The following is a 14,096-nucleotide window of genomic DNA, read 5'->3' on the forward strand; positions in this document are numbered from 1 at the left end:
CCCATTCGATGGATGGGCCTGGCCCCGCTCCTTGGCACAGGAGCGGGGCTTCAAGGTCAGAAGCGGTAGTCGAAGCCCACCGTGTAGTAGCGCCCGCGCAGGTCGTACTGGCTGAAGTCGTACGGCGCGCGCACGCCGGGGAAGGTGGCATCGTGCGGCGGCTGGCGATTGCCGATGTTCTGCACCTTGGCGTACAGCGAGAGCCTGTCGATGCCGGTGTAGCCCAGGTACAGGTCGAACTGGCTGTAGCTAGCCACGTCCTTCTGCACGGCCTTGGCGGCGACGCTGCCTTCCTGGTCGTAACCCCCGGTGTAGTACCAGGTCAGCGCCGTGCGCCAGTCACCCAGGGTCCAGTCCAGGGTGGTGGTGGCCTTGATGTCCGGCAGCGATGGGCCGAGGTTGGAACCGGCGTAATCCACCAGCGGACCGTCAATCACCTGTGGGCGCCTGTAGTCGATGACGTAGGTCAACGCGGAGGACAGGCCGAAATCGCCGGCACTGGCGCTGGACCAGCGCTGGCGCAGTTCCACGTCGATGCCCGAGGTCTGCAGCTCGCTCAGGTTCTGGTAGCGGTTGTAGACGGCCAGCAGCTTGCCGCGCGCATCGCGCAGCACGCTGGCCGGGTCGTTCTCGGCCACCAGCGTGGTGGTGTTGCCGCTGCCGATCAGGTTGTCGAGCCTGACGCGGTAGTAGTCCACGCTCAGGCTGGTGTTGGCCCACGGCGACAGCACCACGCCGGCATTGAAGCTGCGCGTGCGCTCCGGGTCGAGAGTGCGGTTGCCGACGGTGAAGAAGGTCGGGGTCTGGCGCGAGCCGGGCACGTCCGGGTCGTGCGGGTCCACCACCGAGCCGTAGGCGATGTTGGTCGAGGCCGAGTTTTCCGACAGCGACGGCGCGCGGAAGCCGCGCGAAGCGGCGGCGCGTACCAGCAGCCCGTCCAGAGGCTGCCAGCGCAGGCCCAGCTTGGGCGAGAACGCATTGCCGAAATCGCTGTAATGGTCGACGCGCGCGGCGGCCTGCAATTCCAGCGTGCCATGCAGCGGCACGTTCACTTCGGCATAGGCGGCGGTGACCTTGCGCTCGCCATGCACCTCGGCGATGGCCGGGCGTACCTGCAGGCCGGCGTCGATCTGCCACGGATTGTCCGAATCCAGCTTTTCCTGCCGCCATTCCACGCCGGCGGCAAAGCCGACCTGCCCCGCCCGGGTTTCGCCCAACGTGCCGGACACCTTGGCGTCCAGCCCCTTGAGGATCGAATCGGCCGGGCGCAACGTGCTCAGGCCGATGGCCTTGAGCACCGCCGGATCGGTGGCCGACGGCTTGAGCAGGTTGTAGCTGCCCGTGGCCAGCGCGTCGTACAGTGCCCAGCGGTTGGCGAAGCCACCGGAGACCGTTTCGCGCTCCTTGCTCGCCGCCTGGAACGCGCCCACTTCCCAGTCCCATTTCTCACCCTGCCCGCGCAGGCCGACCAGACCACGATAGGCCTGCGAGCGGTTGGTCTTGATGGTGCCGCCAAGATTGAAGAAGGTGTACTCGATCGGCACGTCCACGCCATACGGGTTGTAGGGGCTGGCCGCCGGCAGGGTGGAACGCACCGGCTCGGCAAGGCCGGTATCGGCGTTGAGTGCGAAGCGCCCGTTTTCCAGGGTGAAGAATGGACTGGAGCCGAACCAGGACACGCCCTTGATGTCGCTGTAGAGCACCTCGGCGAAGGCATCGACCGAATCGTTCAGGCGCAGCGTGCCGTTGAGGTAGGCCTGCCAGCGCCTGGTCGAGGGGATCAGGGTGGTGTACGGCGCCTGGTTGAAGGCGCAGGTGTCGCCGGCCAGCCCATCGATCGGCGCGCTGGCGGTGAGCACGGTGCCCTCCGGGCAGTTGCCGGCAGCGTCGAGCATCGGCACGGACCTGCCATTGACCAGGAAGCGCGCACCCTTCGCCGACCACCCGTTCCAGCGCCCACCGGCCTTGTCGGTGTAGATGCCCGAGCGGGTCAGGTCACGCTGGTTCTGGTCCAGCCGGTCGCGGTTGTAGCCTTCCAGCGACACCAGGAGGGTGTAGCCATCGTTCTCCAGGTCGCCGATACCGCCGACAAACTTGACGTTCTGCTGGTCCAGGCCGCCGGCGTCCGAGGTACCGCCGCTGGCGCCCACCTCCGCGCCCTCGAAGCCCTGGCGGGTGATGATGTTGACCACGCCGGCCACCGCATCGGAGCCGTACACGGCAGAAGCGCCGTCCTTGAGCACTTCGATGCGTTCCACCGCCACCAGCGGCAGTGCATTGAGGTTGACGAACGTGTCCGACAGGCCGCCGGACGGGAAGCCGTAGTTGGCCAGCCGGCGGCCATTGAGCAGCACCAGCGTGTTCTTCTGCGACAGGCCACGCAGGCCGATGCCCGCCGAACCGGACGCCCAGCCACTGTTGCTGGTTTCGTTGGCGGCGTTGCCGGTATTGGCCGAGATCGAGCGCAGCAGGTCGGCCACCGTGGCCTTGCCCGATTCCTCCAGCTGCTGGCGTTCGATCACCTGCACCGGGTTGGCGGTTTCGGTGTCGCTGCGCTTGATGTTGGAACCGGTGACCTGCACGGCGGAAAGGGTGGGACCGACGGGTGCATCGGCGGATTCGGCGGCGACGGACAAAGGCGCGGCCAAGGCGGTGGCCAGGGCCACCACGAGCGGGGAGAAATTGGACATCGGGATACGGAAGCGAAGGGGAGGAAAGCAACCCGCATTCAGCCAGTCCGGCGCGATTCGGGCCAATTACGTCCCTTCATGCGCATATAACGAAAAAGAAACAACATCCCTTCATCTTGATAAAAGGATGAATTAATCTACCAAAGGATTTCCCGCCCGGGCGCTACAATCGCGGCATGGACATCTTCAAAGATTTCACCCTCGAGGCCGCCCACCGGCTGCCCAACGTCCCCGCCGGCCACAAATGCGCGCGCCTGCACGGGCACTCGTTCCGGGTGCGCCTGGAAGTGAGCGGCGAGCCCGGTGCAGAGTCCGGCTGGGTAATGGACTTCGGCGACATCAAGGCCGCCTTCCAGCCACTCTACGAACAGCTCGACCATCACTATCTCAACGACATCCCCGGGCTGGAGAACCCCACCAGCGAGCGCCTGGCGATGTGGATCTGGGACCGGCTGCGCCCCGCCCTGCCGCAGCTCAGCGCGGTGACCGTGCACGAGACCTGCACCTCCGGCTGCCGCTACCGCGGCGTCTGAGCTGAACGATTCCCCGGCGGCCGCAGGCGCCGGACTTCCACGCCGCCATGGCGAACGTTATGCTGCGTCGCAACAAACGACGGAGCACGGCATGTCCGCCCGGTTCGACGAAGGTTTCGGCGCTTACACCCGGCAGTTCACCGCGCTGGCGCATCGCGCCAACCGGCTGGCACTGGAGACCGCGGAGAGCGCATTCGGGGTGCAGCTGCGCACCTTCGAGCGCAATGCCAGCGCGACCGCCGGTTTCCTCGACGAACTGGCCCGCCCCACCCCGCAGGCCGACCTGCCAGCGCTGCTGCCCAAGGGCCTGCAGGTGGCCCGGGAGAACCTGCAGCGGCTGGCCTCGGCCGGGCAGGAGATCGCCGGACTCGGGCTGCAGAGCGGACAGGCGCTGGCCGAACTGGCACGGCAGCCCTTCCAGAAGGGCACCGGCAGGCGCCAGCGCGCCAGGAACGGCTGACTCCCCTCAACAGCGCGCGGATCCCCCTCCCCCGCGCCCTGTCCGGACCCGGCAACGCGCTCTCTCCCGTTGCCGGGTCTTTCTTTTTCAGCACCCCGTGCACACGCCCGGGGCGATGCCGGCGGCGGTGCCGCGCGGACATCGGGCGCAGCGGTTAGACTTCGCCCCATGTTCAGTTCCACCACGCTCACCGGCAGCAAGCCGGAACAGTACGCCCAGCTGCTGGCCCAGGCCCGCGCGCTGGTCCACGGCGAAACCGACCGCACCGCCAATGCCGCCAACCTGTCGGCACTGGTGTACCACGCGCTGCCGCAGCTCAATTGGGTGGGTTTCTATTTCTTCGACGGCACCGAACTGGTGGTCGGTCCGTTCCAGGGCCTGCCGGCCTGCGTGCGCATCCCGCTGCACAAGGGCGTGTGCGGCGCGGCGGCCAGCACCCGCCAGACCCAGCGCGTGGACGACGTGGATGCGTTCCCGGGCCACATCGCCTGTGACTCGGCCTCGCGCTCGGAACTGGTGGTGCCTCTGGTCCACGACGGTGCGCTGGTCGGCGTGTTCGACCTGGACAGCCCGGTCACCTCGCGCTTCGACGCCGACGACCAGGCGGGGCTGGAGGCCATCGCCCGGGTGTTCGTCGAGGCGCTGGCGTGAGTGCGCTGAAGCTGCGCAACATCGGCCCGAAGAGCGCGGCGTGGCTGCGCCAGGTCGGGTTGCGCAGCGCCGAGGACCTGGCCGCGGTGGGCGCCGTCGGCGCCTTCGTCAAGGTCCGCCGCGCCGGCTTCAAGCCCAGCCTCAACCTGCTGTACTCGCTGGAAGGCGCGCTGGTTGGCTGCCATTGGCAGGACGTGCCCGATGCCCGCCGCCAGCAACTGGTCTCCGAGTACGAAGCCGCGGCCGGTGGCCTGCCGGCTACGCGTGCCGGGCAGATGGCCGGTCCGGTCCACGAAACCCACATGCAGCCGCACGCGGCCGCTGACGACGGCGACGACGAGGTCGGCGAGATCCGTTTCAGCGAGGACTGATGCCCGCAGCCAGGGCCGCTACGGCACCGGCAAGGCGATTCCCCCCAGCAGTACCAGCGCCAGCAGCAGCAGGCTTTCGGTGACCTCGACGCTGGCGCCGAGGCAGTCGCCGGAAATACCGCCCAGCCGGCGCCGCCACCAGGCCGCGACCAGCGCCACCAGCGGCAGCGCCAGCAGCAGCGGCCAGGCCACCAAGGCGGTGACCACGGCCAGCAGCAGCGCCCACGCCCACATCGAGCGCAGGCTCAGCTGCCATGAAAAGCGTTCGGCCATGCCCGCAGCGTGCAGCGACGGCAACAACCGGCTCCACCACAGCGTGCCCCAGCGCGCCCACGCCGGCACCAGCACGATGCCGTACCACAGCGGGCTGGCGGACAGTTCGGACAGCAACACGAACTTGAGCAGCAGCTGCATCGCCAGGGTGACCACGCCGAACACGCCCAGGTGCGGATCCTTGAGCACTTCGAGGAAACGCTGCGGGTCGCGGTGCGCGGCACCGAAGGCATCGGCGACGTCGCCCAGCCCATCCAGGTGCAGCGCGCCGGTCACCCACACCCACGCCAGCAAGGCAAGCACGCCGGCGAGCCAGGGCCGGTCGCCGAGCAGGTACAGCGGCGCGGCCAGCAGCGCGCCGATGATCCCGCCGACCAGCGGGTAATACACCGCGGCGCGGCTGAGGTCGTCGTCGCGGAAGTCCTTCACCTGCGGCGTCGGCAGCCGGGTCAGGAACTGGATGGCCAGGATCAGGCGGCGCACGCTCACGGCTGGCACAGCTCCAGCAGCTCACCCCACACCTGCCCGTCCTGCGCGCGCTCCACGCGCAGGCGCACGCGGGTGCCGTAGTCGATGCGCATCGCCCACAGGGCCGCCAGCGGAATGCCGCACACGCGCGACACCGCCAACCGCAGCACCCCGGCGTGGCTGACCACCAGCACCGGCCCGTCGCCCTCGTCCTCGTCCAGCAGCCGCTGCAACTGGGCATCGATGCGCTGCTGGAACTGTTGCCAGCTCTCGCCGTTGGGCGGTACCACCGCATGCGGCGCGTCGTACAGCCCGGCCAGCAGTTCGGCGGGGATTTCATCGTAATGGCGACCGTCCCAGTCGCCGAAATCGAGTTCGGCCCAGTCCGGATGGATTTCGCAGAACAGTTCGCGGCCGGCAAGCAGCGCGGTGGCGGTATCCAGCGCACGGCGCCGGGGCGAGGCGATCACCCGGCTCCACTGGCCGTCGGCGTGGCGCTGCAGCAGCGCGTCCACCGCGCCATCGAGCAGCGGCGGATCGCTGCGGCCGTCCAGGTGTCCCTGGCGTCCGGTGGAGGCATGGCGCATCAGGTCCAGGATCACGGCGCCGCGCTCCGCTCGGCAACCGCGGCTTCGGCGAACGTGGCCATGCCGTTGTGCAGCGCGCAGGCCAGGCGCAGCAGCGGCAGCGCCAGCGCCGCGCCGGAACCCTCGCCCAGCCGCAGGTCGAGCTGCAGCAGCGGGTCGGCCTGCAGTTGCTCCAATACCCGCGCATGACCGCGCTCGGCGGAGCGGTGCGAGAACAGCAGCCACGGCCGCAGCGACGGATTGATGCGCACTGCCGCCAACGCGGCGGCCGAAACGATGAAGCCATCCACCAGCACCGGCACGCCACGCTGGGCGGCGGCGATCATGGCCGCGGCCAGCGCCGCGATCTCGAGCCCTCCGACACGGCGCATGGCTTCGCGGCCCGGGTCGGCGGCGGCGGCGATGGACGCGCCATGCAGGGCCAACGCCTGCGCGGTCACGGCCTGCTTGTGAGCGATCCGCGCCGCATCCAGGCCGGTGCCGGCGCCCACCAGTTCGGCCAGCGGCAACGGCCCCAGCACCGCCGCAAGCGCACTGGCCGAGGTGGTGTTGCCGATACCCATCTCGCCCAGCAGCAGCAGGTCGGCACCCTCTCCGCAGGCCGCGGCCACCGCGCGCTGGCCGGCGGCGAACGCCGCGTCGAGGTCAGCCGGCGCCATGGCCGGGCCGGTACTGAAATCGTCGGTGCCGCGACGCGGCTTGTCCCAGGTCACGCCACTGACCGGCGCATCGGCCAGGCTGCCGACGTCCCAGACATGCAGCGGCACGCCCAGTTCCCGCGCCAGCACCGCAATGGCGGCGCCACCGGCGGCGAAGTTGCGCAGCATCTGCACCGTCACTTCGGCCGGATACGCCGACACGCCCTGCGCGGCGATGCCATGGTCGCCGGCGAACACCAGCACCGGCACGCGCGTGGCCTGCGGCTGCTCGCGCCCCTGCAGCGCGGCCAGTTCGATGGCGAGGGTTTCTAGGCGCCCCAGCGCCCCCTCGGGTTTGGTCAGTTGCCGCTGGCGGGCGATGGCGTGCTGCCGGTGCGGCTGTGAGGGCGCCGGGCAGGCCCGGGTGAACCATGCGTCTGTCACGTGTGTTCCGATACCGCGTTGCAATCGCGCATTGTAGGGCGCGTGCCGCCGGCGCGATGTGCCGTGGCGGGCGCCACGACGCCGTGGGCCGCCCATCGCGCGGCACGCCGGGCAGCGCCGCGGGCGATGGCATAGAATGCCCGCACTTTCGGGTGACTGGCCGGACTCGCTCCGGCCGGTTGAAACGGGAAGCCGGTGCCGCGCCTGCCAGGGACATCCTGGCCCGCGCCAGTCCGGCGCTGCCCCCGCAACGGTAAGCAGGACAAGGCCAGGCATACCGCCACTGTGCATCCATCGCACGGGAAGGCGCCTGGCCGGAAGCGTCGACACGCTTCGCCTGCAAGCCCGGAGACCGGCCCGGAAGCCGACTGGTTGCGATGCGGAGGGCATGGCGGCGGCAGTAGCGCCGTGCGCGCACTCCGTCGTGTCCCTCTCCTGGCAGCCTCCACCGTCCATCCGCGCGGGAGCGCGCGGATCCAGGAGTTCCCATGAAATTGCCTTACCACACCCTTTCCCTCGCCCTTGCGCTCGCACTGCCGGGCCTTGCCAGTGCCGAACAGGCACCGACCGAGCTCGACGACGTGGTGGTCACCGCCACCCGCACGCCGGTCTCCATCGCCGACAGCGTCGTGCCGGTGCAGGTCATCGACCGCGAGCAGATCGATCGCAGCCAGGCCGCCTCGCTGCTGGACCTGCTGCGCGGCCGCGCCGGCCTGGACTTCGTCAACCAGGGCGGCCCCGGCAAGATCACTTCGCTGTTCATGCGCGGCAGCGCCTCCAGCCAGGTGCTGGTGCTGGTCGACGGCGTGCGCATCGGCGCCGCCTCCAGCGGCATGCCGGCGCTGCAGGACCTGCCCATCGACCAGATCGAGCGCGTGGAGATCGTGCGCGGGCCGCGTTCGAGCCTGTACGGCTCCGAGGCGATCGGCGGCGTCATCCAGATCTTCACCCGCGCTGCCGGCCAGGGCCTGCAGCAGAACCTGGCGCTGACCGCCGGCAGCCACAACCTGCGCCAGGCCAGCGCCGGCTTCAGCAACCGCGGCGAGCGCGGCTGGGTATCGGCGCAGGGCGCCTGGCAGAAGACCGACGGCATCAACGCGTGCAACGGCTCGGCCACGCTGTTCCAGGGCTGCTATGTCGACGAGCCCGACCGCGACGGTTACCGCAACGCCTCGCTCAACGTGCGCGGCGGCTATGCGCTGTCCGAGACCCTGGGCGTGGAAGGCCACATGCTCGATGCCGCCAGCCGCAACCAGTACGACGGCAGCATCTACAGCGGCAACGAGGCCGACAACCAGCAACGGGTATACGGCGGCAAGCTGCGCTGGGCCCCGGGCGATGCATTCCGCCTGTCCGCGCAGATCGGGCGCAACGACGACCAGGCCGACAGCTACTACGTCCAGGCCGGCACGCGCAGCTTCGTGTCCACCTTCGACACGCGCCGCGACACCGCCAGCGTGCAGGGCGATTTCCTGTTCGCCGAAGGCCAGCAGCTGAGCGTCGGCGGCGACTGGCAGAAGGACCAGGTGACCAGCACCACCGCCTATTCGATCGACAACCGCGACAACACCGGCGTGTTCGCCGAATACCAGGGCCGCTTCGGTGCGCATTCGCTGCAGGCCAGCGTGCGCAACGACGACAACGAGCAGTTCGGCAACCACACCACCGGCAGCCTCGGCTACGGCCTGGCGCTCGGCCACGGCCTGCGCCTGACCGCCAGCGCCGGCACCGGCTTCAAGGCACCGACCTTCAACGACCTGTACTACCCGTGGTCGAGCAATCCGGCATTGAAGCCGGAGGAATCCACCAGCGTGAACGTCGGCATCGCGCAGTACGGCGAGGGCTGGAACTGGACCTTCAACGCTTACGAAAGCCGCATCGACCAGCTGATCGCGCTGGACAGCACCTACACCCCCTACAACATCGCCAAGGCGCGCATCCGCGGTGCCGAGCTGACCGGCTTCGCATCGCTGGCCGGGTTCGACATCAACGCCCAGGCCAGCTTCACCGATCCGCGCGACCACACCCGCGGTGCGGCCAGCCACGACAACTGGCTGCCGCGCCGTGCGCGCAGCAGCGCCCGGCTCGACGTGGACCGTGGCTTCGGGCCGCTGCGCGTGGGCGTGACCGCCAGCGCCACCGGCCATCGTTTCGACAACGCCGCCAACACCCTGCGCCTGGCCGGCTACGGCACCGTGGACCTGCGCGTGGAGTACGCCCTCAACGAGGCATGGAGCCTGCAGGCCCGGGCGGCCAACGTGTTCGATCGCGCGTACGAAACCGTGGCCTGGTACAACCAGCCTGGCCGCGAGTACCAGCTGACGCTGCGCTACCGCTCGCGCTGAAGCCCCAGCACGACCGCTCCATCGACGCCCCGGCCTCCCGCCGGGGCGTCATTGCATGCCGGCCGCGGCCTCAGCGGCTTCATGGCCGTGGCATGTCCGGGCGTGGCCCCGGGCAGCGACAGAGGCAACATCCCCGCGCCGCGCGGAGCGGCCGGTTGCCACTCAGCAGCGTGCCGTCAGTTCCCGCAGGTCGTCGATCACCGCGACCGCACCGGCCGCGTCCAGATCCAGATCGCGCGGGTAGCCGTAGCGCACCAGGGCGATCGGCATGCCCGCGGCGTTGGCCGCCTCCAGGTCGGTGGCCGAGTCGCCGACCATCAGGCACCGTGCCGGCGCGTGGCCCAGCAGCCGTGCCGCATGCAGCACCGGCTCGGGCGCGGGTTTGCGCTGCGGCAGGGTGTCGCCGCCGACGATGTGCGCGAAGTATCCGGCGATGCCCAGATGCTCCAGCAATGGCGGCACCAGGGCCGACGGCTTGTTGGTGCAGATCGCCATCGGCAGCCCACGCGCCTGCAGGAGCTGCAGGGCGTCGGCCACGCCGTCGTACAGCCGCGGGCTGCGCAGCAGGCAGTCGTGGTAGTGGCGCATGAACATCGGCATCACCTCGTCCGCCGCATGTCCGCTGCCGGCGTGCGCCAGGGCGATGGCGACCAGGCGGCGCACGCCTTCGCCGATCCAGCTGCGGACGGTCGCCTCGGGCACGCGCGGCAGCGACAGCTCCTCCAGCGAGCGGTTGACCGCCTCGGCGATGTCCCCGGCGCTGTCCACCAGCGTGCCGTCCAGATCGAATACCAGCGCTGCGATGCCCACGTACCCACTCCATGACAGTGAACCGTCGATTGTAACGGGGCGCTGAAACCCGTCAGTCCACGACGACATCGCGGAACAGGTCGCCCTGCAGCGCCGTATCCTCGCGGTCGCGGAAGCCGGACAGGCCCACGCCCACCAGCCGGTAGCGCGTGTCCGGCGGCAGCTGCACGCGCTGGCACAGCGCCAGCGCGATGTCGCGCAGCTCCTCCTCCGAGGCCGGCGGCGCATCCGGCGTGAAGCTGCGGGTGAGGATCCGGAACTGGGCGGTCTTGAGCTTGAGCACCACGGTATGGCCGATGCGTTCGGTGCGCCCGGTCGCGCGCCACGTCCGCGCCGCCAGCTGGGCGATCAGCTCGTCGAACTCGCCCAGCCGCAGGTCCTCGGCGAACGTATCCTCCGAGGAGATCGACTGCACCGGCTGGTCGGGCTCCACCGGGCGCTCGTCGATGCCGCGTGCGCGCCGGTACAGGCGTTGCCCGAACGTGCCGAACAGCGCCTCGAGCTGCTCCAGCGGCAGCCGGCGCAGGTCGCCGACGGTAGCGATGCCCAGCGCCGCCAGGCGCCCTTCCATGACCTTGCCCACGCCCGGTACGCGGTTGACCGGCAGCGGCGTGAGGAACTGCTCCACCCGCGCCGGCGGCACCACGAACTGGCCATCGGGTTTGCGCCAGTCCGAGGCGATCTTGGCCAGGAACTTGTTCGGCGCGATCCCGGCCGAGGCGGTGAGCGAGGTCGCCTCGCGGATCTGCGCGCGGACGGTACGCGCGATCTCGGTGGCGATGCCGCCACAGGTCGACGACCCGGACACGTCCAGGTAGGCCTCGTCCAGCGACAGCGGTTCGACCAGCGCGGTGTGCTGCAGGAATATCTCGCGGATCTGCCGCGACACGGCCTTGTAGCGGGCGAAATCCGGCGGTACGAACACCGCGTTCGGGCACAGCCGCTCGGCACGCACCGCCGGCATCGCCGAACGCACGCCAAACCTGCGCGCCTCGTAGGATGCCGCGCACACCACCGAGCGGACCCCGCGCCAGGCCACCACCACCGGCCTGCCCCGCAACGCCGGATCGTCCCGCTGCTCGACCGACGCATAGAACGCGTCCATGTCGATGTGGATGATCTTGCGCATGGCGAGCAACACGACCGCGGAACGAAGGACCGCCATCATAGCGCCGCGCCCCATACGCACCGGTACGATCTGCGACGAACGTGCCGCCTTTTGCCCGAAACACTACGGACGCGTACGGTTAAAACTGTTGATTGAAAGCCCGCGCATCATGCATGCTCGGGCGTTAACCCACGTTTTCGTGCTCCGGATTACCGCTTCGATGAACCGTCTCAATGCGTTCTCGCGCGAACAGCTGCTGGCCAGTGCCCGCGGCGAGCTGTTCGGGCCCAACAAGGGCCGCCTCCCCAACGACCCGATGCTGATGTTCGACCGCATCACCGATATCCGCGACGACGGGGGGCCACATGGCAAGGGCCTGGTGCGCGCCGAGCTCGATATCCGCCCCGACCTGTGGTTCTTCGGCTGCCACTTCATCGGTGACCCGGTGATGCCGGGCTGCCTGGGCCTGGATGCGATGTGGCAGCTGACCGGCTTCTTCCTGACCTGGCTGGGCGCCGAGGGCCGCGGCCGCGCGCTGGGCTGCGGTGAGGTCAAGTTCACCGGCCAGGTGCTGCCCAGCGCCAAGCTTGTGCAGTACGAAATCGACATCTCGCGCGTGATCAACCGCAAGCTGGTCATGGCCCAGGCCGACGCCCGCATGCTGGTCGACGGGCGCGAGATCTATACCGCCAAGGACCTGCGCGTGGGCCTGTTCACTTCCACCGAGAGCTTCTGATGCGTCGTGTCGTCATCACCGGCATGGGGATCAACTCCTGCCTTGGCAACGATCTGGATACCGTTTCCAGCGCCCTGCGCGAAGGCCGTCCCGGCATCGTCGCCCTGCCCGACCATGCCGAAGCCGGCCTGCGCAGCCAGATCGGCGGCCGCGTCGACATCGACCTGGACGCGCAGATCGACCGCAAGCTCAAGCGCTTCATGAGCGACGCGGCGGCCTACAGCTACATCGCCCTGCGCGACGCCATCGCCGACGCCGGTTTGGACCAGGCCCAGGTCAGCAGCGTCCGTACCGGCCTGATCGCCGGCTCCGGCGGCGGCTCCAGCCAGTGGCAGGTGGAAGCCGCCGACCTGCTGCGCAACCGCGGCGTGCGCAAGGTCGGCCCGTACATGGTGCCGCGCACGATGTGCTCGACGGTCTCGGCCAACCTGGCCACCGCCTTCAGCATCAAGGGGCTGAGCTACTCACTGTCCGCCGCCTGCGCCACCTCGGCGCACTGCATCGGCGCGGCCGCCGACCTGATCCGCCACGGCGCCCAGGACATCGTGTTCGCCGGCGGCGGCGAGGACCTGCACTGGTCGATGAGCGTGATGTTCGATGCCATGGGCGCGCTGTCCACCGGCTTCAACGATACCCCGGCGTCGGCATCGCGCCCCTATGACGCCAACCGCGACGGCTTCGTCATCGCCGGCGGCGCCGGCATGCTGGTACTGGAAGACTACGACCACGCCATCGCGCGCGGCGCGCACATCCATGCCGAGCTGATCGGCTACGGCGTGACGTCCGACGGCGCCGACATGGTCGCCCCGTCCGGTGAAGGCGCGGTGCGCTGCATGAACATGGCGCTGGCCGGCATCGACCGCCCGATCGATTACCTCAATACCCATGGCACCTCCACCCCGCTGGGCGACATCACCGAGCTGGGCGCGGTGCGCGAGGTCTTCGGCGAGCAGGTGCCGCCGATCTCCTCGACCAAGGCGCTGTCCGGCCATTCGCTGGGCGCGGCCAGCGTGCACGAGGCGATCTTCTGCCTGCTGATGATGCGTGACGGCTTCATGGCCGGCTCTGCCAACATCGAGACGCTGGACGCGCGCGCCGAGGGCTTCCCGATCTTGCGTCAGACGCAGGAGGCGGCGCTGGAGACGGTGATGTCCAACAGCTTCGGCTTCGGCGGCACGAACGCAACGCTGGTATTCGGCCGGGTGTGATCTTCGCGTTCCAGCGACAGCGATTGAAGCAACGGCGCCTATGGGCGCCGTTGTCGTATGCGCGGAAGGCCGGTCAACGTGGTTCATCCACGGCAAGTGGCGCGCGTTCTCCGAGGCAACCGCCAGCAAAGCTGCTGCCTCGACCCAGCAACGACCAGATCCACCGGCGTGTATCTCTGCCGGCGCATGCCTGCGGACGGTAGCGCTTTCCAAGCCTCTGGGTCGGACGCCAGATCAGAGTGACGGGAGCGTCATCTGCGACATCTAAGCGCGGTGACACTGGGCCCTGTACTTTTCGGGCACACCGAAGAGCCTCTCCCGCCTAGGCGGGAGGCATGAAACCTCTCCCCTCTTGGTGCCGGACGTACTGTCGCGGTTCGGGGAGCGCATCGGCACGGGAACGACAGGGCAGCACTTGAACGAGCTGGCCTGGAGCCGGGGCTGGCCGCGCGACCAGGATTGGATCCAGCGCTTCCAGAGCGGCCCATTGGGTGGCGATGCGCAGATCGCCGACCGTGTCCTAGAAGGCCGTTGCCAGCGTGCGATTTTCTTCGAGGACCCGCACGTGGCGCGTCAGCACGAGGCGGACATCCAGTTGCGGGAGCGGGCGGTGACCACGGTGACGGACAAGGCGGAGTGTATCACCGCGCCCAATCTGGCCGCCCGCTGGGCCATTGCGGCGCGGCAGCGCTCGGAGCAACGCTGATCCTCAGGGCGCCGCAGGCAGCAACGGCACCGCGAGCCGGACGCGGTGCCGGATGTTTTCCTGCGCAA

General features: G+C 69.4%; 13 protein-coding genes, 1 pseudogene and 1 riboswitch. Of the genes and pseudogenes, 8 read left to right on the forward strand and 6 right to left on the reverse strand.

Translation table 11 applies throughout. The features are described 5' to 3' along the window. Nucleotides 1-56: 56 nt before the first annotated feature. Nucleotides 57-2,690 carry a TonB-dependent receptor plug domain-containing protein gene (locus AC06E6_RS09510; protein ID WP_478061097.1) on the reverse strand — a complete coding sequence of 878 codons (2,634 nt, stop codon included), beginning with the start codon at nucleotides 2,688-2,690 and terminating at the stop codon, nucleotides 57-59. Between the two features lie 176 nt (nucleotides 2,691-2,866). On the opposite strand from AC06E6_RS09510, the gene queD reads away from it, so the two are divergent. The 4 genes from queD to AC06E6_RS09530 all read left to right on the forward strand — a co-directional run bounded on the left by queD (nucleotide 2,867) and on the right by AC06E6_RS09530 (nucleotide 4,705). Continuing rightward, a complete protein-coding gene (queD, locus tag AC06E6_RS09515) occupies nucleotides 2,867-3,223 on the forward strand; it encodes a 6-carboxytetrahydropterin synthase QueD (protein WP_293762350.1) in 357 nt (118 codons plus the stop codon). A 91-nt stretch (nucleotides 3,224-3,314) separates the two neighbouring features. Further along, entirely contained in the window at nucleotides 3,315-3,683 is a 369-nt protein-coding gene (locus tag AC06E6_RS09520) for a phasin family protein (protein WP_478061099.1), read from the forward strand. A 168-nt stretch (nucleotides 3,684-3,851) separates the two neighbouring features. After that, entirely contained in the window at nucleotides 3,852-4,334 is a 483-nt protein-coding gene (locus tag AC06E6_RS09525) for a GAF domain-containing protein (RefSeq protein WP_104937962.1), read from the forward strand. After that, nucleotides 4,331-4,705 (forward strand): TfoX/Sxy family protein, encoded by a 375-nt coding sequence (locus tag AC06E6_RS09530; RefSeq protein WP_104937961.1) that lies wholly within the window; start codon nucleotides 4,331-4,333, stop codon nucleotides 4,703-4,705. The genes AC06E6_RS09525 and AC06E6_RS09530 overlap by 4 nt, the downstream gene beginning before the upstream one ends. A gap of 18 nt (nucleotides 4,706-4,723) precedes the next feature. On the opposite strand, the gene cobS is transcribed toward AC06E6_RS09530, so the two are convergent. Genes cobS through cobT form a run of 3 tightly spaced genes read right to left on the reverse strand, consistent with a single transcriptional unit; the run spans nucleotide 4,724 to nucleotide 7,115 of the window. Then, nucleotides 4,724-5,467 (reverse strand): adenosylcobinamide-GDP ribazoletransferase, encoded by a 744-nt coding sequence (cobS, locus tag AC06E6_RS09535; RefSeq protein ID WP_478061100.1) that lies wholly within the window; start codon nucleotides 5,465-5,467, stop codon nucleotides 4,724-4,726. Then, nucleotides 5,464-6,048, reverse strand: coding sequence for a histidine phosphatase family protein (locus tag AC06E6_RS09540; RefSeq protein ID WP_104937959.1), 585 nt, complete (start codon nucleotides 6,046-6,048; stop codon nucleotides 5,464-5,466). The genes cobS and AC06E6_RS09540 overlap by 4 nt, the downstream gene beginning before the upstream one ends. After that, complete coding sequence (cobT, locus tag AC06E6_RS09545) at nucleotides 6,045-7,115, reverse strand: nicotinate-nucleotide--dimethylbenzimidazole phosphoribosyltransferase (protein ID WP_478061101.1); 1,071 nt, start codon at nucleotides 7,113-7,115, stop codon at nucleotides 6,045-6,047. Before cobT ends, AC06E6_RS09540 begins: the two co-directional genes overlap by 4 nt. A 133-nt stretch (nucleotides 7,116-7,248) precedes the next feature. Then, nucleotides 7,249-7,490: riboswitch (cobalamin riboswitch) on the forward strand. 113 nt (nucleotides 7,491-7,603) lie between these two features. On the opposite strand from cobT, the gene btuB reads away from it, so the two are divergent. Next, on the forward strand, nucleotides 7,604-9,460 hold the full coding sequence (gene btuB, locus AC06E6_RS09550; RefSeq protein WP_313249402.1) for a TonB-dependent vitamin B12 receptor: 1,857 nt from the start codon (nucleotides 7,604-7,606) through the stop codon (nucleotides 9,458-9,460). 162 nt (nucleotides 9,461-9,622) lie between these two features. On the opposite strand, the gene gph is transcribed toward btuB, so the two are convergent. After that, complete coding sequence (gph, locus tag AC06E6_RS09555; protein ID WP_243351291.1) at nucleotides 9,623-10,270, reverse strand: phosphoglycolate phosphatase; 648 nt, start codon at nucleotides 10,268-10,270, stop codon at nucleotides 9,623-9,625. Between the two features lie 52 nt (nucleotides 10,271-10,322). Continuing rightward, complete coding sequence (gene dinB, locus AC06E6_RS09560) at nucleotides 10,323-11,399, reverse strand: DNA polymerase IV (protein ID WP_478061103.1); 1,077 nt, start codon at nucleotides 11,397-11,399, stop codon at nucleotides 10,323-10,325. 199 nt (nucleotides 11,400-11,598) lie between these two features. On the opposite strand from dinB, the gene fabA reads away from it, so the two are divergent. From fabA to AC06E6_RS09575, 3 genes and pseudogenes are all read left to right on the forward strand, one after another. Continuing rightward, nucleotides 11,599-12,114, forward strand: coding sequence for a 3-hydroxyacyl-[acyl-carrier-protein] dehydratase FabA (gene fabA / locus AC06E6_RS09565; RefSeq protein WP_055772609.1), 516 nt, complete (start codon nucleotides 11,599-11,601; stop codon nucleotides 12,112-12,114). Continuing rightward, a complete protein-coding gene (fabB, locus tag AC06E6_RS09570) occupies nucleotides 12,114-13,322 on the forward strand; it encodes a beta-ketoacyl-ACP synthase I (RefSeq protein ID WP_478061106.1) in 1,209 nt (402 codons plus the stop codon). The genes fabA and fabB overlap by 1 nt, the downstream gene beginning before the upstream one ends. Before the next feature lie 361 nt (nucleotides 13,323-13,683). After that, nucleotides 13,684-14,028: pseudogene (locus AC06E6_RS09575) on the forward strand (methylglyoxal synthase); the annotation flags it as partial. Nucleotides 14,029-14,096: the final 68 nt, after the last annotated feature.

It is taken from the genome of Stenotrophomonas sp. Steno-Z10-HUANG (assembly GCF_056393075.1).